Raw genomic sequence first — 21,389 nt, 5'->3', positions numbered from 1 at the left:
TCATATTCTAAAAATTTTTATATAATTCAAAATTTTATGATATGTGAATGAAGAATAGGTGACTCTATAATAAGAATTGTAATAAATGAATACGCTTTCGTAAAAAGGAGGAGAAATCATGAACTTGAAAAAAATTTGTGCTGCGGCTTTAGCCGCAACAATGATGGCAGGGGTTGTTGGATGTAGCTCTAGCAAACCTGCAACTACGGAAGACAAAGAATTAACAGCTACAATTAAAGTATGGTCACCACAGGAAGATCAGTCTAAAGACAGTGGAAACTGGCTTCAGAAACAGTGTGATGCATTCAATAAGGCACATCCTAAGTGGAAATTAACTTTCGATTATGGTGTATGTTCAGAAGCTGATGCTGGAAAAGTTGTTTCACAGGATCCATCTGCAGCAGCTGATGTTTACATGTATGCTAATGACCAGTTAGGTCAGTTAATTGATGCAAAAGCAATTGCACAGTTTGGTGGGGAAACATTAGAAGAAATCAAGAAGACTAACTCTTCAACTATGTTAAAGAGTGTTACTTCTAATGGAAAAGTATATGGTATTCCATTTACTGCCAATACTTACTTTATGTACTATGATAAATCAGCTTTCACTGATGATGAAGTGAAATCATTAGATAAGATGATCGCTAAACATACAGTTGCATTCCCAGTATCAGTTGCTTGGAACTTACCTGCATTCTTCTATGCTAACGGTGGAAAGATGTACGGTGATGGTACTGACGCTAGCAAAGGTATCGATTTCGGTGGAGAAAAAGGATATCAGGTAACTCAGTATTTAATCAATTTAGTTAATAATAAGAACTTCGTTGATGATGCTGGTGGAAAAGGTTTATCAGGATTACGTTCTGGTACAGTTAAAGCAATGTTCTCTGGTTCTTGGGATTATGATTCAGTTAAGAAAGCATTAGGTAAAAACTTCGCTTGTACTAAATTACCAACAATCACAATCAACGGTCAGGAAAAACAGTTAAAAGCTTTCGCTGGTTCTAAAGCACTTGCAGTTAACCCTAACTCTAAACATCAGGAAGTTGCTGTTGCACTTGCTAAATATTTAGGTGGATCTAAAGCTCAGGAAGATCATTACACAATGAGAAGCATTATTCCATGTAACACTGAATTATTAAAGAAAGATTCTATTTCTAAAGATCCATTGATCACAGCTCAGAATGATACTATTAATGAAACATCAGTATTACAGCCTACAATTACTGAAATGTCTAACTTCTGGGGACCTGCTGAAACATTTGGTAAAGCATTAGCTGGTAAACAGGTAAACGCTAATAACTATAAAGAAAAAACAGATGCGTTTGTTAAAGGTATTAATGGAAAATAATTGATTTAAAGGTCTCTATAAAATAGAGACCTTTCTAGGAGATACGTATGAAGAAAAAGAAAATTAAACATAATACGACTCCCTATACGTTCGAAAATGCGGTTATAAAGGGAGACGCTACTACCAAGCTCTCCATGGTGTTGATGGGAGTCGGTTTATTAAAAAGAAAACGTTTTGTAAAAGGTGCTCTATATCTTTTATCTGAAATAGCGTTTATCTTATTTATGGTATTAAATGGCTTCAATAATCTTGCAAAGTTACCAAGTCTTGGTACTTCTGCACAAAAAGAAGTATGGAATGAAGCTAAAGGCATCTTTGAATATAGTGCAGGAGACAATTCTTTATTGATCCTGCTCTATGGAGTTGCCACATTATTCTTGCTTGTCGGATTTATTCTTATCTGGAGAAGCAACCTGATTGCGAACTACAAAGCGCAGTATCAGGAAGAACATGGATTACATCTTAATACTTTCAAGGAAGATGTAAAGTCATTATTTGATGAAAACTTACATAAACTCTTATTGACAGGACCAGTTGCAGGTGTTCTTGTCTTCACAATCCTGCCCCTTGTTTTCATGATCTCAATGGCCTTTACAAACTACAGTATTCAAGATAACCATTTGATATTATTTGATTGGGTCGGCCTAAAGAACTTTGTCGACATATTGAACTTTGGAAGTTCAATTGGTAAACAGTTCTGGGGCGTATTGGCCTGGACATTAGTATGGGCAGTCTTCGCCACATTCTTAAATTATATCTTTGGTATGTTGCTAGCAATCTTGATCAATAGAAAAGATACACGAGGCAAAGCATTCTGGAGATTCTGCTTTATCTTAAGTATTGCGGTTCCTCAGTTCGTTTCATTATTGATCATGAGAACAATGTTACAGCCTGAAGGGGCAATCAATGTTCTATTAAAGAATGCTGGTCTTATCAATAATGCATTGCCATTCTTCTCAAATGCGACATGGGCAAGGGTAACTGTTATTGTGATCAACCTTTGGGTTGGTATCCCATATACAATGATGCAGGTTACAGGTATTCTTCAGAATATTCCTGCTGAACTTTATGAGTCTGCAAAAATGGATGGCGCAAATGCCTTCACAACATTCACAAAGATCACATTGCCATATATGTTATTCGTAACCACACCATATCTTATTACACAGTTTACTGGCAATGTAAACAACTTCAATGTCATCTACCTATTATCTGGTGGTGATCCTACTCCTGTAGGTGCAACTGCCGGTAAGACTGATTTGCTTGTCACTTGGTTATATAAATTAACAATTGATAAACAGTATTATTCTATCGGAGCTGTCATTGGTATTATGACATTCGTAGTCTTAGCTATCGTTGCCTTATTGACTTACCGTAATACGGGAAGCTATAAGGATGAGGAGGGATTCATGTAATGAAATCATCTTATAGTCAAAAAAGAAAAATCAAGAATATCATCGTACATGTATTTCTTGCAGTCTTAGCTGCCATTTGGCTATTGCCAATCTTCTGGGTTGTGCTTACTTCATTTAGAGCAGAACCAGGAAGCTATGTGGATACCTTCTTCCCTAAATCTTATACTTTTGATAATTATATTAAACTCTTTACTGATACAAACATCTTAAACTTCCCACGTATGTTTATGAACACATTGATCATTGCAATCTTCTCATGCTTGATTAGCTGCTTCTTCGTATTATCAGTAGCTTACTGTATGAGTAGATTAAGATTCAAGTTACGTAAGCCTTTCATGAATATCGCAATGATCTTAGGATTATTCCCAGGGTTCATGAGCATGGTTGCTATCTACTATATCTTAAAGACAGTGGGATTATCTGAAGGTGCTATGATCAGAGTTGCACTTGTACTTGTCTACAGTGCAGGTTCTGGAGTAGGCTTCTATATTGCCAAAGGGTTCTTTGATACAATTCCTAAGGCAATCGATGAAGCAGCCTATATTGATGGTGCTACAAAATGGCAAGTATTTACAAGATTAACTATACCTCTCTCTAAGCCAATCATTGTATATACTGTCTTAACATCATTCTTAGCGCCATGGCTTGACTTCATTTTTGCAAAAGTTATCTGCCGTGCCAATGCTGACTACTATACAGTCGCAATTGGTTTATGGAACATGCTGACAAAAGAGTATATCGATGTATGGTATACACGATTTGCTGCCGGAGCCGTTTGCGTATCTATTCCTATTGCTGTATTATTTATATATATGCAAAGATTCTACGCCGAAGGAATGTCAGGTGCAGTAAAGGGTTGATTATATGTTAAAAAAACTAAGTTTCATTTTCCTTTCCTTAATTATAATTACATCATGTCAAACGGGGTCGCTACGCGACTCCTTTGATGCGTCTTACAAATATGCACAAAATACACCTTATGGACGATACCCTGAAACAGTGACCTACACATTGGCACATATGGCAGGAGTAAACAACTCCTATATGCCAGAAGGGGATACATCGGAAAATAATGCGTATACACGCTATCTTTCTAAGAAGCTGAATATTCAAAATATCAATAAGATTGATGAAGTAGAAGATCGTTATTTTAAATCAGTTAATTATTCAATCTTAAAAAAGAATATTCCTGATGTCATGATTATCAATAACTATCATGATCTACAGTATCTTGTAGAACATGATATGATAGAAGATCTATCTACCGCTTATAAGAAATGTACCACTCAGCGTATTAAGGATATTTATAATAGCTATCCTTCCATCTTTAATCACGTTACAATCAATGGGAAGCTTTATGCTATGCCAGAAACAAATATCAACGATGGACCAAACTTATTCTGGTGTCGTGAAGATTGGTTAAAGGAATGTGGTCTTAAGGCGCCAAAGACACTTACTGATGTAGAAAATATTGTACGTACTTTCAAGAAAAAGAAAAAAACAGTGGGTCTTGTTACTGATACATCATTGACGGCAGGAACAGGATTTAGTAGTGAGTATTTACTGAATCTTTATTTTGCGTCTTACAACACTTATCCAAAGCAGTGGATCATGAAAGGCAATCAGGCAAACTATGGATCGGTGGATCAAAATGTCAAGAAGGTGCTTTCTCATCTTCATGAACTTTATAAAGAAGGAGTACTCGATCAGAAGTTCTTGGAAAGAACTTCCAATAATATTGCTCAATTGATCATTGATGGTCAATGTGGCGCTTTCTTTGGCCCATGGTGGGTACCAAATAATCCACTTGTTACGGCTAAGCAGAAAGATGCTTCTATTAATTGGAAACCTTATCGCATTGAGACAAATAAGAATGGAGAAACAACTTATCATTCTATTAATCCTTCTACAAAGTATGTTGTTGTAAGAAAGGGATTTAAGCATCCGGAAATTATCTTTAAGATCATTTCGGTTATCTTTGATTATCTTCGTTATGAGAATAAGAACGTAAAAGAAATCAATGATTACTATCGTTTAAATGTTGATCCTACCGCAAGACCTATTTCTATTAATGTAGATTATAAGAACGCCTTACATCGTAGTTATGAGAATGTTCAAGCTATTCTCAATGGAGAAAAGAAAAGAGATGTCATGGCAATAGATTATCCATATGCTGAAGCATGCAAAAATTATTTGAAGAATGATAAAAAGAACCAGGCTGAAAACTGGGCAGCCTATGCTTCAAGAATAGAAGCTCTGAAATTATTGGAGACTCCTTTAGTTAAGGAGGTCAACTCGGTATACTTTGGTACAACGAAAACGATGATGATCAAATGGTGGCGTCTAGAAGAAATGGAAAAAGATACTTATCTAAAAATCATATGTGGAAAAGATTCAGTGTCTTCATTTGATCAATTTGTAAAGAAGTGGTATGAACATGGTGGAAGTGAGATTACCAAGGAAGTCAATCAAGAAATAAAGAAGTGATAGAGGCATGAAAATCATGCCTCTATTTCATTGAATTGCCACTTACATTGATTGAAATAGACATAATGTTATGATATAGTTCAATATGTGAAAGAAGGTCGTTTTTATGTATGATATTATCGTTGTAGGGGCGGGACATGCCGGGATTGAAGCATGCCTTGCTGGTGCAAGAATTGGTAAGAAAACGTTATTAGTAACAAGTCACTTTGAAAATGCAGGACAGATGCCATGTAATACTGCCATTGGTGGACCTGCCAAAGGGATTATTGTAAGAGAAGTGGATGCACTTGGCGGACAGATGGGAAAAAGTGCAGATCGCAATTATACACAGATGAAAATGCTTAATACTGCCAAAGGTCCAGGTGTATGGGCATTACGTTCGCAGGAAGATAAGAAAGCATATCCTAGATATATGCAGAAGGTTCTTAAGGAACAGGAAAACCTTGATATTGTAGAATCAATGGTTGAAGATCTTATTATAGAAGATCAGGAATGTAAAGGTGTCATCTTAGAAGATGGAACACGCTATGAATCTCATACTGTCGTGTTAACAACAGGTACATATCTTAAGGCAGAAATACTTGTTGGGGATACAAAGACACCAAGTGGACCAGACAATGAACGCTATTCTAAGTTCCTTTCAAGCAAGTTAAAAGACTATGGTTTTAGAATCCAGAGATTAAAGACAGGAACTCCACCTAGAGTTGCAGCTGACAGTATTGATTATTCAAAAACAGAAGTACAGCCAGGAACTGATGATGAATTGGCATTCTCATATGAAACAGATACATTCATGCCTGTTGAAAAGCAGGATACATGCTGGTTGACTTATACAAACGAAGAAACACATAAGCTCATCCGAGATAACTTAGATAAGAGCTCAATGTATTCAGGAATCGTTAAAGGAATTGGACCACGTTATTGTCCATCCATTGAAGATAAGGTTGTAAAGTTCGCTGATAAAAAAAGACATCAGATTTTCCTAGAACCTGAATCAAGAGAAATGAATTCTATTTATGTACAGGGATTCTCTACTTCAATGCCTCATGATATTCAGGAAAAGATGGTAAGAACATTACCAGGATTAGAAGACTGTGTCATTTTAAAATATGCTTACGCTATTGAATATGATGCTATCGATCCATTACAGCTTTGGCCTTCATTAGAAACAAAAGTTATCAAGAACTTATTTACTGCTGGTCAGATCAATGGAACAAGCGGTTATGAAGAAGCTGCCGGCCAGGGTATTGTAGCTGGTATCAATGCGGCTAAAAAAGTTGATGGAAAAGAACCTATGATTCTTAGAAGAGATGAATCATATATTGGTGTACTTATTGATGATCTTGTAACTAAAGGTACAAAAGAACCTTATAGAATGTTAACAAGTAGAGCAGAATACCGTCTTCTTTTAAGACATGATAACGCTGATGAAAGATTAAGAAAATATGGCTATGAAGCAGGTCTTGTAAAGAAAGATGTCTATGATCAATATGAAAGAAAGATGGAACGTATTGCAAATGAAATAGAAAGATTAAAGACAATTCGTTTTACTCCAAAGAGTGACATCAATGATCGTATTGAAGAATTAGGATCAACACGTCTAAAAGAAGGAATCAGTGCTAAAGAACTTCTTCAAAGACCAGAATTGACTTATGAGAAAATCAAGGATTATCTTGGAGAAACTGATTTAACTAAAGAAGAAAGACAGCGTGTTACAATCAATATCAAGTATAAAGGATATATTGATAAAGCATTAAGACAGGTAGAAAAAGTCAAAGCTATGGAAGAAAAGAAGATTCCTTCTGACATAGATTATGACAAAGTTGTTAATCTTGCCTTAGAAGCAAAGCAAAAATTAGAAGAAGTACGTCCATTGACAGTAGGACAGGCTTCACGTATTTCAGGTATTAATCCAGCTGATATCTCAGTATTGCTTATTTACCTGAAATCAGAATACGGAGAATAATATGAAAATACTAGAAGAGATTTTAAAAGAGCATGATATTCATTTGAATGATACTCAGAAAAAACAATTTCAGAGATACTATGAACTATTGGTAGAATGGAATCAGAAGATGAATCTAACCGCAATTACTGATGAAGAAGGTGTTGCGTTAAAACATTTCTATGATTCAATCACCATATCTTTTGATTTCTCTTTTGAGAACCAGTCACTTGTCGATGTAGGAGCAGGGGCTGGATTCCCTTCTATTCCATTAAAGATCATCCATCCAGAACTCAAGGTGACTATCGTAGATAGTTTAGGAAAAAGAATTTCTTTCTTGAATCATCTTATTGAAGAACTGCAGTTAAAAGATGTAAAAGCTGTTCATGCACGTGCAGAAGAATTTGCGAAAGATCATCGTGAAGCATTTGATCTTGCCACTGCAAGAGCAGTCGCAAGATTAAATATTCTTGATGAACTATGTCTCCCACTTGTCAAGAAGGGTGGATACTTCCTTGTTCTTAAAGGTAAACAGGGAGAAGAAGAGTATCAGGAAGCGAAAAAGGGCATTGCGACACTTGGTGGTGAGTTTGTGAAGGATCATCATTTCACATTAAGTGGTGAAGATGATCACCGTCATAATCTTGTAATCAAAAAAGTAAAAGAAACACCAAAGAAATACCCGAGAGCTTTCGGCGCCATTAAGAAGAAGCCGCTTTAAGAAAGAGGGATTTTTATGAAAAAGAATGTCTACAAATTTATCGATATTTCAAAGATCGAACCTAATAAAGAACAGCCAAGAACACATTTTGAAGATGAGAAGATTCAGGAACTCTCTGAATCCATCAAAGAAAATGGGCTATTGCAGCCTATTGTTGTTCGTCCACATGGCGGTTCAGTCCTCAATAAAAAATACCAGATTGTCGTAGGGGAAAGACGTTATCGTGCCTGCAAGCTTGCTAATATCAAGGAAGTCCCTGTGCTTATTCAGGAATTAGATGATGATGAAACAGCCAATGCGGCTCTGGTAGAAAATATTCAAAGAGAAAACTTATCGGCTATTGAAGAAGCGCTCGCTTATCAGCAGATTCTTGATTCACAGAATCTTACTCAAAAAGAATTAGCTGACAAGATGGGGAAGAAGCAGTCTACCATTGCGAATAAACTAAGACTATTGCAGCTCCCTATTACTGTACAAGAGTCTGTTAAGAAGAAAGAAATCACTGAAAGACACGCACGTGCTTTGCTGAAGCTTAAGACAACAACTGAAAGAAATCAGATGTTAAAGCGTATCATCAAGGGTGAACTGACAGTTGAAGAAACAGAAAAGCAGATCAAGAAGAAACTTGAACCAAAGAAAAAGAAAAATGTGAATATTAAAGGCAGCAGCAAAAACCTTTCTCAAAATATTCAGATTGCCTTAAATACACTACCTGTAAAATCAATCAACAAGGCCATTAAGACAATGAAAGATTTTGGTGTAGATGCTTATCTTGATCAAAGTGAAAGCAACGATGAAGTTTTAGTTACAATTCATATAAAGAAATAAAAAAGGTACCGATGGGTACCTTTTATAGTGCAACACAGACCGGTTGTGGTAAAGAAATAGCTTGTGGAGTAAGAAGAAGTTTCTCATTTTCTTCATCAAAGCTCATTACCTGTAAGAGATTTCCATTCTGACAAGCAACAATCAAGTAGGCATCATCAATGATATTGAAATCACGAGGATCTTTATCAGTGTGTACCATATACAATAAAGAAATCTTTCCTGTTTCCTGATTAATACGATAAAGAGCAATAGAATCATGTCCTCTATTAGAAATAAACAGATGTTTTCCTGTAGAAGTCATACGAATAGCTGCAGCTGCTGAAAAGCCCGTAAAATGATGTGGTATACAGCTTACATTCTGAATAAGACTAAAATGATTATCCGCTACCTTAAAGACCATCACTGAGTTAGCAATCTCATTTACCAGATAAGCAAAACGTCCATCCTGAGAAAAAATCATATGACGAGGCCCACTTCCAGGAATGACACTGATAGAATAATCTTTATTTTCTTCTAATTGACCATCTTTATAATCATACATAACAATACGATCAGAGCCAAGATCTACACTGTAAACAAAACGCTTATCAGGAGTAAATCCAACATTGTGAACATGGGGAGATGTCTGTCTTTTTAATAAGTCAGGACCAAATCCCTTATGTCTTACAGCAACGATCTTATGATCAATCTTGTGATCATTGACTTTATAGGAAGCTGTTGCACCAATATGATAATTAGCTGCAAAAATATATTCCTGATCATCACTTAAACATAAGTGGGTATAGCTTCTTCCACTTGAAGAATAATTACTTTCTTTGATAAGTTTATTATCTTCAATTAAAAAACTTCCTAATCCACCACCATCATTGGTATTGTCTGCATTTTTATAGGCAACATAGAGATGATCATCTCGAGTGATCATATACGAAGGAAAATCCTTTGTTGGGATATGTTCTTCTTTTTTTAATTTCATTGTATAAGGATCAAAAGATAACGAATAAATGCCCTTATCTTCGCCTTTTCCATAACTAGCAACATAAATCATCTTCATTTTCTGATACCTCTTTCTTTTTTATATTTTACCATATGCAAGCGTTATAAATAGGGATTTTTCCAAATTTTGAATAATTATTCTTATTCATCATTAAGTGATTTCTTTACACACTTAAAATATTGAATTATAATGATAAAAATAAAAAGGAGAGAATATATTATGGACGATAAGCTATTGCTTGCGGTTATGCAAAAAAATGCACGTATCAAACTTACTGATTTAGCAGCAACATTGGATGAGTCAAAAGAAGATGTCATTGACGAATTAACACGATTAGAAAAAGAAAAAGTCATCTGTGGTTATCATACTGTCGTCAATTGGGATAAAACAAACACTGATGTTGTAACAGCATTGATTGAAATCAAGGCTGAACCAGAAAGAGAATATGGGTATGATCGCATTGCCTCAAGAATCTATAAATATCCAGAAGTTGAAACAATGTATCTTCTTGCCGGAAGATATGATTTCGCTTTAATTATCAAAGGACATACAATGCAGCAAGTTGCTCACTTTGTAGCAAGTAAACTCGCACCAATTTCAGGTGTAACAGAAACTGTTACTACATTTGTATTGAAGAATTATAAGAATAGTGGTCTTATTATGATTGAAGATGAAGATGGCAAGAATGACAGATTGGTGGTGACACCATAGTATGGATTATGAATCATTAATTAGTGATAAAGCAAAGGCAATCAAACCTAGCGGTATCAGAAAATTCTTTGATCTTGCCAATCAGATTGAAGGTGTCATTTCTTTAGGGGTAGGGGAACCAGATTTCACTACACCATGGACAATTAGAGAATCTGCCATCTATTCAATTGAAAAAGGACGTACATTCTATACAGCCAATAAGGGATTATTGGAATTACGTCAGGAAATTTGTCGCTATTACGACGAACGTTTTCATGTAAAATATGATCCAGAAAAAGAATGCATTGTCACAGTTGGTGGATCAGAAGGTATCGATATCGCAGTAAGAGCACTACTAAATCCAGGAGAAGAAATGATTATCATGGATCCTGGTTATGTAGCATATGAACCATCAATTATCTTATCAGGAGGAACACCAGTGCGTGTTCATCTAGAAGAAAAAGATGAATTTAAGCTTACTCCAGAAAAACTTAAAGAAGCTATTTCTGATAAAACAAAGCTATTGCTTATTAACTATCCATCCAATCCAACAGGTGGATTCATGAGCAGAGAAGATTATGCTAAAATTGTACCAATCATCAAAGAATCAGGGATTATTGTTATCTCGGATGAAATCTATGGTGAATTGAGCTATGAACAGGAATTCTGTTCCTTAGCCTCTTTTGATGAAATCAAAGATCAGGTCATTACTATCAGCGGTTTTTCAAAAGCATTCGCTATGACTGGATGGAGACTTGGTTACGTGTTAGCTAATCCCATCTTGACTAAAGCTATGGTTAAAATCCATCAGTATGTTATCATGTCAGCTCCAACGGCACCACAGTATGGCGCAATCGATGGACTTCGTTCATGCCGTGATGAAGTAGAAGAAATGCGAGAAGCTTACTTATCTCGTCGAAATTATCTTGTTAAAGAATTAAATGATATGGGCTTAACAACATTTAAGCCACAAGGTGCATTCTATGTCTTCCCAAGCATTCAATCTACAGGATTAACATCTGAAGAATTCTGTAATAAATTGCTAGAAGACCAAAAGGTAGCCTGTGTACCAGGAAATGCTTTTGGTGAAAGTGGAGAAGGGTTTGTAAGAATCTCTTATGCTTATTCACTTGAAGAATTAAAGATTGCGATGGAAAAGATGAGAATATTCTTAGATAACTTAAAAAAGAACGCAAAATAAGCGTTCTTTTTTAAATGGTTGTACGAAATGTGTTATTGAATTCATCAATGATATATGATGAAGAGTCTTCAAGATGAAACATCATCAGCTGATATCCGGTAGTATTATTATAATATCTAGTAAGAGTAGGGCAACGTCTTATCATCATCTGAGAATAGCGTGGATCATCTTCAAATACAGCTTTTCCAGTATAGCGAAACCATTTACGATCATTGCGATAGGCAGTCAGACATATATGGGGATTTGTTTTCATTGACTGATAAAGTGGATTATCAGTACCAATCGCAAACATGAGCTTATGATCATAATACATATGCATTTCGATAGGACAGCTTCTTGCTTTATTATTTTCTACAACACTGAGGTGAATTACTTTCGCATCAAATAGGAAACTATTGATCTGATAAATATTATAGATTTTATCCATACTTTTTACACTCCATTGTAGATTATATATGAAAATATATGTAAATAAAAGAGGTACATTTACCCTTTTTTATTATGAAATGTAATCATTATGAAATTTGTGTATAATAGATTCTATTGGGGGGAATACTATGAGACAGTTTATTGAAACGAAAAGAGGAAGAACCACGCTTAGAGGAACTATTGATATGCCACAGCTATCAATCGATCAAAAGGCACCAGTCGTTATCTTTTTTCATGATATCATGTCATCTTCGCGTGTATATCCTTCAGATACACTTGCACAATTATTTATCCAATATGCCTACGCAGTCGTACGCTTTGATTTTAGTGGACACGGAAGAAGCGATGGCAGAATTGAAAAGTATACATTAAAAAAACAAATAGAAGATGCCAAGGCCATGGTCTCATATGTTTCTGAGTTGGAATTTACTAGTCGCATCATTCTTTTAGGACATGGAATAGGGGGGAATATTGCAGCCATGATTGCGGATGAAGTGCCTTGTGAAAGCATCATTCTATTAGGTCCATCATGTGATGTCGCTGATACAATAAAAGAAGGGTTATTCTATAATCGACGTTTTAATAAAAAACGTCTGCCAAGACGTCTTTATTTAGAAGGAAGAGCCATCAGTAAACACTATCTTGAAGAAACAAGAGACGTATCGTTAAAGCCTTGTGAAAAAGAAGTGCTTATCCTTCAAGGAAAAAAAGATGAGATTGTTTCCTATAAGAAAACATGGCTCTATTATAAACACTTAAAACATAGTACTATTCATCTTATTAATAATGGTACACATGATTTTCGCAGTTGTCTTAAAGAAACATGTTACTGGATAGATGAATATCTCATGAAAAAAGATAATCATTCCTGATTATCTTTTTGACGTTCTAGACTTTCCTGATAGCTGTAAACACAGCCACAGTAGCTTTGTCTATACATATGATACGCATCAGCTGTTTGTACTGATTTCAGATAGCCGTTGCGTTTTTTAAAATCTGAATGCAGAAACTTAGGGTGATCACACATAAGTGACTCGCCAATCTCATTGATCCATCTGCTGATCTTATGAGGAGAAACGGAAAGAACCGTTGTCCAATAATCAAAGCCATTCTCTTTTGCATAAGCGAATGCTTTCTTCATTCTCATCTCATAACAAAGATGACATCGTTCACCTTTTTCACCAGTATCCTTAAGAGGAGCAAGCTTTTGTGTATAGCTCTTTAGATCATAATCATCTTCAACGACAGTGATAGACTGATTTTCTTTCTCATTAAACTGAGGAATAAATGTCAGCAGTTCATCACGTCTTCTGACATACTCACTTTCAGGATAAATATTAGAGTTAGAATAAAAGATAGTGATATCAAAAAATTCACTTAATTCTTTAATGACATTGCTTGAACATGGCCCGCAACAAACATGAAGAAGAAGCTTAGGACGCCCAACTAGCGTCTTAAGCTCTTCTTGCATCATTAAATCATAGTTCTGTTTCATTAGTAATAAACATCGAATCACCGAAAGAGAAGAATCTATATTTCTTTTCTACGGCTACCTTGTAGGCATGAAGAATCTTTTCTCTTGAAGCAAGTGCAGATACAAGCATCACAAGAGTAGATTTAGGAAGATGGAAGTTTGTGATCAGGCAGTCAATAGCTTCAAACTTATATCCTGGATAAATAAAGATTGAAGTATTTTCATGAGCAGCAGTGAACTGACCATATTTCTTGATATTAGATTCAAGAGTACGACATGAAGTTGTACCTACTGCAATAATACGACGACCTTCTTTTTTAGCTTTATTAAGTTCATTAGCAACATCTTCACTAATCTCATAATATTCACTATGCATGTGATGTTCCAATACGTTCTCTACTTTAACAGGTCTAAATGTACCTAATCCAACATGTAAAGTCACATCAAGTATTTCTACACCTTTCTCTCTAACTTTTTCTAAAAGTTCAGGAGTAAAATGTAGACCAGCAGTAGGAGCAGCTGCGCTACCTTCTACTTTCGCATAGACAGTCTGATAACGATCTGGATCATTTAATTTTTCCTTAATATAAGGAGGAAGAGGCATAATACCAAGCTGATCTAAAATTTCATAGAAGATACCATCATAAATCATCTCTAAGATACGAATACCTTCATCTCTTACTTCTAGACATTTAGCTTTAAGTCTGCCATCTCCAAAAGAAATAACTGTATCAACTTTAATCTTTTTAGCATTACCACAAAGACATTCCCATACATCATCATGAGTATTCTTTAAAAGCAATACTTCCACATGGGCATTTGTTTCTTCCTTAGTTCCAAATAATCTTGCAGGAATAACTTTAGTATTATTTCTTACAAGAACATCTCCAGGTTTAAGATAATCGATAATATCATAGAAATGCTTATGTGTAATATCACCAGTTTCTTTATTAAGCACCATTAAGTGAGAAGTATCTCTTTTTTGTAACGGTGTCTGTGCAATTAACTCTTCTGGGAGTTCATAGTCAAATAAATTAATATCTAATGTTTCCATATTAAAAAGCCCTTTCGTATACATCTCTACCATAGCGATCAAGGAATTCTTCCTTGAAATCACCAAGTCTATCTTCTTTAATTGCTTCTCTGATATCCTTAGCTAAATCTAATAAGAAAGCAACATTATGAATAGAGAGAAGACTCTTTCCAAAGATTTCATCACTCTTATGAAGATGTCTTAAATAGGCACGTGTATAGTTACGACAAGTATAACAATGGCACATATCATCAATAGGAGTGAAATCATATTTAAATTTCTGATTATTGATGTTCATACGACCATAATGAGTCATCAATGCACCATGTCTTGCTACACGTGTAGGAAGAACGCAGTCATACATATCAATACCACGAATAGCTGCTTCAATAAGATCGATAGGATTGCCTACTCCCATTAGATAACGTGGTTTATCTTCAGGAAGAAAAGGAATCGTATCATCAATCATCTTATACATGACATCCTTAGGCTCACCGACAGAGGTTCCCCCGATAGAGTAGCCAGGGAAATCCATTTCCACAAGTGCTTTAGCACACTTTTCTCTAATATCAGGATACTCTCCACCTTGAACAATACCAAATAAAGCCTGAGCTTCTCTTGTATGTGCGTCTTTCCCACGCTTTGCCCAGCGAATAGTACGAGCAACAGATTTTTCCATATACTCTCTGCTTGCAGGATAAGGAGCACATTCATCAAAGCTCATGATCATATCGGCTCCAAGATCTTCCTGAATCTGAATTGCCTTTTCAGGAGAAAGGAAAAGCTGTGAACCATCGATGATGGATTTAAATGTAACGCCTTCTTCTTCAATCTTTCTTGTCTTACCAAGAGAGAAGACCTGGAATCCACCACTATCCGTCAACATTGGTCCATCATAGTTCATAAACTTATGAAGACCACCAGCTTTTTTAACAACATCATTTCCTGGTCTAAGCCATAAATGATATGTATTAGAAAGAATAACCTGAGAACCCATTTCCTTAAGCTGTTCAGGAGAGATTCCCTTAACTGTAGCTAATGTCCCTACAGGCATAAACATAGGTGTTTCCACATCTCCATGAGGAGTATGAAGAATCCCATATCTCGCACCTGTCTGTTTACATACATGTTTTAATTCATACCAAAAATCTTTCATATTTACACCTCATCAAATTGCATAACCATTATACATAAAAAGTACGTTAAAGACAAAGAAAAATACAAAGCCAATGGCTTTGTATTAATCAAAAGTGACATACTCGTAAGAAAGAGGTTTTGTACCTTCAAGCTTTGTAACATCCAGCACACAAATATTCTGTCCATATTCAGGATCATACTGTGTATGAGTATCACCTTCTACGATAATCCATTCATTAGGAATAAGCTTATCACGGTATTCTTTAGAAATACAGATGAGCCCAATTAATGAAGTATCTTGCTCGCAGCATACCATGGCATATCGTCCAAGTACAAATCCGTTTTCTTGAACACGGTCTTTTCCAATGAACTTACCTTTAATGCGAATATGTTTATTATCATATCTTTCAGGATGTTCCATTAAATCATAACAGAAGATTCCGAAGTCATGATCTTCAATGTTAAGATCATGATCTTCATAATTATAAGGCAATTCTTCTTCGACATTGTTGTCAACTGTACCATCTTCAAGTTCATAGATGATCTGACACTGTGGATTCATCGCCTTAATATTATTTCTATAAGGACGCTTCTTAGCACCCTTAGGTAATCTATTAAAGATCACAAGATCAGAACGTGAACAATGCTGGAAGAGCAATGCACGCATATTCTGTACGAAAAGCTGGAATGTAGAAGCATTGATTGTCGTTAAGATCTGAACAATCTGCCATCCATCAGGACGTTCTTTCTCGATAAACTTATCAACATCCCACATACCATTAAATTCAATAAGAATCTGAGTAGGATCATAATCCTCCTTGATCTTATTCCAGAAGTCCAAAGTAAATTCTTCAGGATCTTCTACCACAATCATATGTGTTCCTTTCGCTTCAAGTTCTTCTTTCTTATATTCAACTTCACCTTCTTCAGTGACAATAAGAACAGAACGTTCACCATCAGTAAAGTTTGTATTGACGATTGTATCATTGATAAAAGTTGATTTACCAGATTCAAGGAACCCAGTAAACAAGTACATTCTTACCTGTAAATTATCCATGTTTTATCCTTTCATTAATGCATAAATTTTATGGGCATCAATATCCTGTCCAATTACACATAGTCTTCCACCTACATCAGGTGTAGTTTCTCTGATTTCATAATCACCTGCTACAAAATCAAACTCAAACCATTTTCCATCTTTTCCTTTTACAATACCCTTAGAACGAAGAATATGACCTAAAGAATGATCACTAGCAAGAACCTTAAGCTTTTCATCTAATTCATCATGAGAGAAAGCGTGTGCTGTTTCAATACCAATTGAGTTGAAGACTTCATCAGCATCATGTAAATCATCTTCATCAAAGTAAGCTTTACTTTCTTCATCATGAATAGCTGCATGTGAATGATCATGGTCATGATGATGGTGATGATGTTCATGTTCATGGTGATGTCCACTTTCACATTCTTCATGATCATGGTGATGATGTCCACATTCACATTCATGGTCATGATCATGTTCATGATGATGGTGATGATGTTCATGTTCATGCTGATGTTCCAATTCAGCAGCTACTAAAGCTTTTTCTAAAGCTTCTTTATTATTAGTAGCTTCAAGAATCTGATCACCAGTAATGTCATCCCAGCTAGTTGTAACAACTGGAGCATGATCATTAAGTTCTCTTACGATATCAAGACATTCTTCAATTTTTTCTTCAGTAACATCCTGTGTTCTTGAAAGAACAACACAAGAAGCAGAGGCAATCTGGTTGTTGAAGAATTCACCGAAGTTCTTATGATACATCTTACATTTTTTAGCATCTACTACAGCTAAGAAACGATCAAGTTCAAGTTCCTGACTCTTTACATTCTTAACTGCTGCAATGATATCTGAAAGCTTACCAACACCAGAAGGTTCAATGATAATACGATCAGGATGATATGATTCAATCACTTCAGAAAGTGATTTTTCAAAGTCACCTACAAGACTACAACAGATGCAGCCCTGAGATAATTCATTGACTTCAACGCCAGCTTCTCTCATGAAGCCACCATCGATGCCGATTTCTCCAAATTCGTTTTCAATTAAGACAACTTTTTCATCTTTTAAAGATGATTCTTTTAATAGTTTTTTTATTAATGTTGTTTTACCAGCTCCAAGGAAGCCAGAAATAATATCAACTTTGCTCATTAGAAATTTCTCCTTTCAAATCACATGTATTATAGCACCTTTGTCAAGTTTATAAGAAAAATATGCTTAAAGCATGAAAAAAGACCCGAAGGTCTTTTTAGTTGAGTGTGACACTCTTTTTTAATTGTGGAATGTGGTTTACTGACTTTAAGATAAACGTGATTAATGCACAGTTGATAGGCAACATGATAAGTTCCTTGACAATACGTGCACCAACTAGCGGAATGAACGCTTTACCATAAAGCATGGATAACCATAAGGTATTAAGGAATAAATTAACAATAAGCATCTGTAAGACTTCTGTTAATACAATTCTCCAGATTGTCACTTCTTTATTGTGAAGCATAACACCAAAAATCGTACCAGCCACAATACTGCTGATTGTGAAGCCCACAAAGAATGGACCAGTAGGACGAATTAAGTATCCTCCTACATCAGCGACAGCACCAACGATAGCACCAATAACAGGACCAAATAAGAATCCAGTTACTGATAGTGGGAGTGACCCGAATCTGATTTCAATCACTTGATTTAAAGGGATCTTAAAGAATCCGAGCACAATTGCGATTGCTGCTAACATGGCAGCAGCACTTAAAACTTTTATGTCTTTCAATTTAGACATCAAAAACACCTCCTCTGCAGTATGTCCTTTTACTACATTGAAGGTGTCTAGTACCTAGTCTGTAGCAGCGGGATGCGATGATGAAACCGCAAGATAATACTTTTCGTCCTAGTGACAACTCCCCGTTCACTAGGCACTTAACGCCTCGTCATCTACTCTGCACTTTTAATTTATGACATTACTATATAGTAACTTAGCAAACTATGCAAGAAAGAATTTCAATCTTCAGACAAATTATTGTCACTTGTCTAATTAATTGTATACAAAAAATAAAAATATATAAATTATTTGTCTTTTTTAATAATCACTGTTTACAAATTTATGGAAAAGACATATAATCTCATTAAATTAGTTTTGAGGAGGAGAAAGAATGACTAACAAAAGAGTTTACAATTTTAGTGCGGGGCCTTCACAGCTTCCATTAGAAGTATTGGAGACAGCACGTGATCAGATGCTAAATTATGAAGGCTCTGGTATGAGCGTAATGGAGATGAGTCATAGATCCTCCACATACCAGAAAATTTTTGATGATACAAAAGCAACTTTAAAAAGATTAATGAATATTCCAGATAACTATAAGATCTTATTCTTACATGGTGGAGCAACACAGCAGTTTGGTGCTGTGGCCCTTAACTTAATGGACAAGGGAAGAGCTGACTATGTCGTAACTGGAAATTTCTCTAAGAAGGCAGCACAGGAAGCAGCTAAATTTGGAGATGTTCATATTGCCTACGATGGCAAAGATAACAACTATACACATATTCCAACACAGGATGAATTAGATATCAGAGATGATATCGACTATGTTCATATCTGCCAGAACAACACAATCTATGGAACAGAGTGGGATTATGTACCTGATACAAAAGGAGCACCACTTGTAGCAGATATGTCTTCAGATATCTTATCTAGACCAGTAGATGTATCACGCTATGGCGTAATCTATGCAGGCGCACAGAAAAACATGGGAATCGCCGGTTTAGGTGTTGTGATCATTAGAGAAGATTTAATTAAGCCACATAAAGAAAACATTCAGGTATTAGCTGAATATGACACAATGGCAGATAAAGATTCTATGTACAATACGCCACCAGCATACGCTATTTATGTTTTAGGCCTTGTGCTTAAATGGGTTGAAAAACAGGGTGGACTCGAAGAAATGGAAAAACGTAATATCAAGAAAGCTGCTTTATTACAGGATTATCTTGATCAAAGTGATTTCTATATCTACGAAACAGAAAAAGGCTCACGTTCACGTATGAATGTGGCATTCAAGACACCAAATAAAGATCTAGATGCTAAATTTGTAAAAGAATCAATTGAAGCAGGCATGACAAACTTAAAAGGACATCGTGCTGTAGGTGGCATTAGAGCTTCTATTTATAATGCAATGCCTTATGAAGGAGTGGAATATCTACTTCAGTTCATGAAGAAATTTGAAGAAGAAAATCGTTAATGCGGGGGAAAAATATGGCTATTAAGGTTAAGACAGTCAATAAGATCTCTGAAAAGGGATTGCAGTTATTTGACGAAAGATATGAAGTAGGGGAAAATGTTGAAAACGAAGATGCGATCCTTGTCAGATCTGCAAAACTTCATGACTATGATTTCCCAGAAAATTTAAAAGCAATTGCACGTGCGGGGGCAGGTACAAATAATATTCCAGTAGAAGAATGCGCTAAAAAGGGGATTGTCGTATTCAATACACCAGGAGCAAATGCCAATGCGGTTAAAGAATTGGTACTTTGTGCCTTATTCCTTTCTTCTAGACGTGTATTAGAAGGAATCGAATGGGCTAAAACATTAAAAGGTGACGACTATGCTAAACAGGTAGAAGCAGGAAAGAAGGCATTTGTCGGACCTGAAATCGATGGAAAGAAATTAGGGGTAATCGGACTTGGTGCCATCGGTGTAGCAGTAGCTAACGCTGCTGTTAAGCTTGGTATGGAAGTTCATGGATATGATCCATATATTTCAGTAAATGCAGCTTGGGGAATGTCAAAATGGGTTCGTAAAGCGAGCACTGTAGAAGAAATCTTCAAAGAATGTGACTATATTACAATTCATGTTCCATCAACTCCAGAAACACAGGGTATGATTGATGAAAAAGCTATCAATTTGATGAAATCAGGCGTGCATATCTTAAACTTTGCACGTGGTGATCTTGTCAATGAAGAAGACATGATCGATGCTTTAAGAAAAAATAAAGTAGCACGTTATATTACTGACTTCGGTAGTGAAAAACTAGCTAACACTGAAAATGTTGTGGTAATGCCACATTTAGGTGCATCTACTCCAGAATCAGAAGAAAACTGTGCAACTATGGCCGTTGATGAAATCAGAGAATTCTTAGAAAACGGTAATATCAAACATTCAGTTAACTTCCCATCAGTTGTAGAACCACGTACTACTACATATAGATTATGTATTATTCATAAGAACATTCCTAACATGTTAGCGAAGTTCGCTGGTACTATTGCTAAAAAAGATATGAACATCGAAAACATGGTCAACAAGGCAAAAGGAGACTATGCTTACACAATCATTGATACTAATGATTTAAGTGAAGATATCACTAAAGCTATTGAAAAACAGGAAGGTGTCATCAAGGCACGTATTATTGCAAAAGTAGTATTCTAATAAAAAGAGAATGGCCTAGGCCATTCTTCAGGCCGTCGACAAAATGTCTATTTTGTCAACAGCCTGAGAAGGAAGAGGCATAAGTCTCTTCCTTTTTTTTGGAAAAAAATTTTTGAGCATCCTCATATATGCCTTTATATAGGCGAAAAATGGGTGAAGGGCTACGATAGCCCTTCATGAAGGAGCGTCTTAAATCAGCATGCAGAACATGGAAGGGAGCAGGACTCGTGACAT

The 21,389-nt window shown here is 35.7% G+C and carries 20 protein-coding genes and 1 riboswitch; of the genes, 12 read left to right on the top strand and 8 right to left on the bottom strand.

Going from position 1 to position 21,389, the window contains the following annotated elements:
- Positions 1 to 118: 118 nt before the first annotated feature.
- From J6L95_RS09685 to J6L95_RS09655, 7 genes are all read left to right on the top strand, one after another.
- Complete coding sequence (locus J6L95_RS09685; RefSeq protein WP_287458977.1) at positions 119 to 1,351, top strand: extracellular solute-binding protein; 1,233 nt, start codon at positions 119 to 121, stop codon at positions 1,349 to 1,351.
- 47 nt (positions 1,352 to 1,398) lie between these two features.
- Positions 1,399 to 2,766, top strand: coding sequence for a carbohydrate ABC transporter permease (locus tag J6L95_RS09680; protein ID WP_173438340.1), 1,368 nt, complete (start codon positions 1,399 to 1,401; stop codon positions 2,764 to 2,766).
- Entirely contained in the window at positions 2,766 to 3,626 is an 861-nt protein-coding gene (locus J6L95_RS09675) for a sugar ABC transporter permease (RefSeq protein WP_287458975.1), read from the top strand. The genes J6L95_RS09680 and J6L95_RS09675 overlap by 1 nt, the downstream gene beginning before the upstream one ends.
- 4 nt (positions 3,627 to 3,630) lie before the next feature.
- The gene (locus tag J6L95_RS09670; RefSeq protein WP_287458974.1) at positions 3,631 to 5,253 is read left to right on the top strand and encodes an extracellular solute-binding protein; all 1,623 of its coding nucleotides are present in this window, start codon (positions 3,631 to 3,633) and stop codon (positions 5,251 to 5,253) included.
- A gap of 106 nt (positions 5,254 to 5,359) precedes the next feature.
- Positions 5,360 to 7,219 (top strand): tRNA uridine-5-carboxymethylaminomethyl(34) synthesis enzyme MnmG, encoded by a 1,860-nt coding sequence (gene mnmG / locus J6L95_RS09665; RefSeq protein WP_029071572.1) that lies wholly within the window; start codon positions 5,360 to 5,362, stop codon positions 7,217 to 7,219.
- 1 nt (position 7,220) lies between these two features.
- The gene (rsmG, locus tag J6L95_RS09660; protein ID WP_287458973.1) at positions 7,221 to 7,919 is read left to right on the top strand and encodes a 16S rRNA (guanine(527)-N(7))-methyltransferase RsmG; all 699 of its coding nucleotides are present in this window, start codon (positions 7,221 to 7,223) and stop codon (positions 7,917 to 7,919) included.
- A gap of 15 nt (positions 7,920 to 7,934) precedes the next feature.
- A complete protein-coding gene (locus J6L95_RS09655) occupies positions 7,935 to 8,747 on the top strand; it encodes a ParB/RepB/Spo0J family partition protein (protein WP_287458972.1) in 813 nt (270 codons plus the stop codon).
- Between the two features lie 22 nt (positions 8,748 to 8,769).
- Here the strand turns inward: J6L95_RS09655 and J6L95_RS09650 are convergent, their stop codons facing one another.
- Positions 8,770 to 9,798 carry a lactonase family protein gene (locus J6L95_RS09650; RefSeq protein WP_287458971.1) on the bottom strand — a complete coding sequence of 343 codons (1,029 nt, stop codon included), beginning with the start codon at positions 9,796 to 9,798 and terminating at the stop codon, positions 8,770 to 8,772.
- 162 nt (positions 9,799 to 9,960) lie between these two features.
- Here J6L95_RS09650 and J6L95_RS09645 point away from each other — a divergent pair, with 162 nt between their 5' ends.
- Together J6L95_RS09645 and J6L95_RS09640 are read left to right on the top strand one after the other, a co-directional pair.
- Complete coding sequence (locus tag J6L95_RS09645) at positions 9,961 to 10,452, top strand: Lrp/AsnC family transcriptional regulator (protein ID WP_029069945.1); 492 nt, start codon at positions 9,961 to 9,963, stop codon at positions 10,450 to 10,452.
- A gap of 1 nt (position 10,453) precedes the next feature.
- Positions 10,454 to 11,632 (top strand): aminotransferase class I/II-fold pyridoxal phosphate-dependent enzyme, encoded by a 1,179-nt coding sequence (locus J6L95_RS09640; RefSeq protein ID WP_029069946.1) that lies wholly within the window; start codon positions 10,454 to 10,456, stop codon positions 11,630 to 11,632.
- A gap of 10 nt (positions 11,633 to 11,642) precedes the next feature.
- Here J6L95_RS09640 and J6L95_RS09635 read toward each other — a convergent pair whose 3' ends face one another.
- Positions 11,643 to 12,059, bottom strand: a complete 417-nt coding sequence (locus tag J6L95_RS09635; RefSeq protein ID WP_029069947.1) for a hypothetical protein — start codon at positions 12,057 to 12,059, stop codon at positions 11,643 to 11,645.
- Between the two features lie 130 nt (positions 12,060 to 12,189).
- Here J6L95_RS09635 and J6L95_RS09630 point away from each other — a divergent pair, with 130 nt between their 5' ends.
- Positions 12,190 to 12,933: an alpha/beta hydrolase gene (locus J6L95_RS09630; RefSeq protein WP_287458970.1), complete on the top strand. Its 744-nt coding sequence runs from the start codon at positions 12,190 to 12,192 to the stop codon at positions 12,931 to 12,933.
- Here the strand turns inward: J6L95_RS09630 and J6L95_RS09625 are convergent.
- The 6 genes from J6L95_RS09625 to J6L95_RS09600 form a co-directional block, all read right to left on the bottom strand.
- The gene (locus J6L95_RS09625) at positions 12,924 to 13,556 is read right to left on the bottom strand and encodes an epoxyqueuosine reductase QueH (protein ID WP_287458969.1); all 633 of its coding nucleotides are present in this window, start codon (positions 13,554 to 13,556) and stop codon (positions 12,924 to 12,926) included. The genes J6L95_RS09630 and J6L95_RS09625 overlap by 10 nt on opposite strands.
- Entirely contained in the window at positions 13,540 to 14,589 is a 1,050-nt protein-coding gene (queA, locus tag J6L95_RS09620) for a tRNA preQ1(34) S-adenosylmethionine ribosyltransferase-isomerase QueA (RefSeq protein ID WP_031588986.1), read from the bottom strand. Before queA ends, J6L95_RS09625 begins: the two co-directional genes overlap by 17 nt.
- A gap of 1 nt (position 14,590) precedes the next feature.
- Complete coding sequence (gene tgt / locus J6L95_RS09615; RefSeq protein ID WP_287458968.1) at positions 14,591 to 15,724, bottom strand: tRNA guanosine(34) transglycosylase Tgt; 1,134 nt, start codon at positions 15,722 to 15,724, stop codon at positions 14,591 to 14,593.
- A gap of 84 nt (positions 15,725 to 15,808) precedes the next feature.
- Positions 15,809 to 16,762 (bottom strand): TIGR03943 family putative permease subunit, encoded by a 954-nt coding sequence (locus J6L95_RS09610; RefSeq protein WP_287458967.1) that lies wholly within the window; start codon positions 16,760 to 16,762, stop codon positions 15,809 to 15,811.
- A gap of 3 nt (positions 16,763 to 16,765) precedes the next feature.
- Positions 16,766 to 17,893 carry a CobW family GTP-binding protein gene (locus J6L95_RS09605; protein WP_287458966.1) on the bottom strand — a complete coding sequence of 376 codons (1,128 nt, stop codon included), beginning with the start codon at positions 17,891 to 17,893 and terminating at the stop codon, positions 16,766 to 16,768.
- Positions 17,894 to 17,990: 97 nt separating this feature from the next.
- Positions 17,991 to 18,515, bottom strand: a complete 525-nt coding sequence (locus tag J6L95_RS09600; RefSeq protein ID WP_287458965.1) for a folate family ECF transporter S component — start codon at positions 18,513 to 18,515, stop codon at positions 17,991 to 17,993.
- Positions 18,516 to 18,578: 63 nt separating this feature from the next.
- A riboswitch (THF riboswitch) is annotated at positions 18,579 to 18,677 on the bottom strand.
- Positions 18,678 to 18,885: 208 nt separating this feature from the next.
- On the opposite strand from J6L95_RS09600, the gene serC reads away from it, so the two are divergent.
- Both serC and J6L95_RS09590 read left to right on the top strand, forming a co-directional pair.
- Positions 18,886 to 19,971, top strand: coding sequence for a 3-phosphoserine/phosphohydroxythreonine transaminase (gene serC / locus J6L95_RS09595; RefSeq protein WP_029072869.1), 1,086 nt, complete (start codon positions 18,886 to 18,888; stop codon positions 19,969 to 19,971).
- A gap of 14 nt (positions 19,972 to 19,985) precedes the next feature.
- Positions 19,986 to 21,155: a phosphoglycerate dehydrogenase gene (locus tag J6L95_RS09590; RefSeq protein ID WP_287458964.1), complete on the top strand. Its 1,170-nt coding sequence runs from the start codon at positions 19,986 to 19,988 to the stop codon at positions 21,153 to 21,155.
- The last annotated feature ends 234 nt before the right edge of the window (positions 21,156 to 21,389 follow it).

Source organism: Kandleria sp. (assembly GCF_017934775.1).
Taxonomy (GTDB): domain Bacteria; phylum Bacillota_I; class Bacilli_A; order Erysipelotrichales; family Coprobacillaceae; genus Kandleria; species Kandleria vitulina.
The sequence above is the reverse complement of the archived record's forward strand: the minus strand, read 5'-3'. Positions and strand labels throughout refer to the sequence as shown.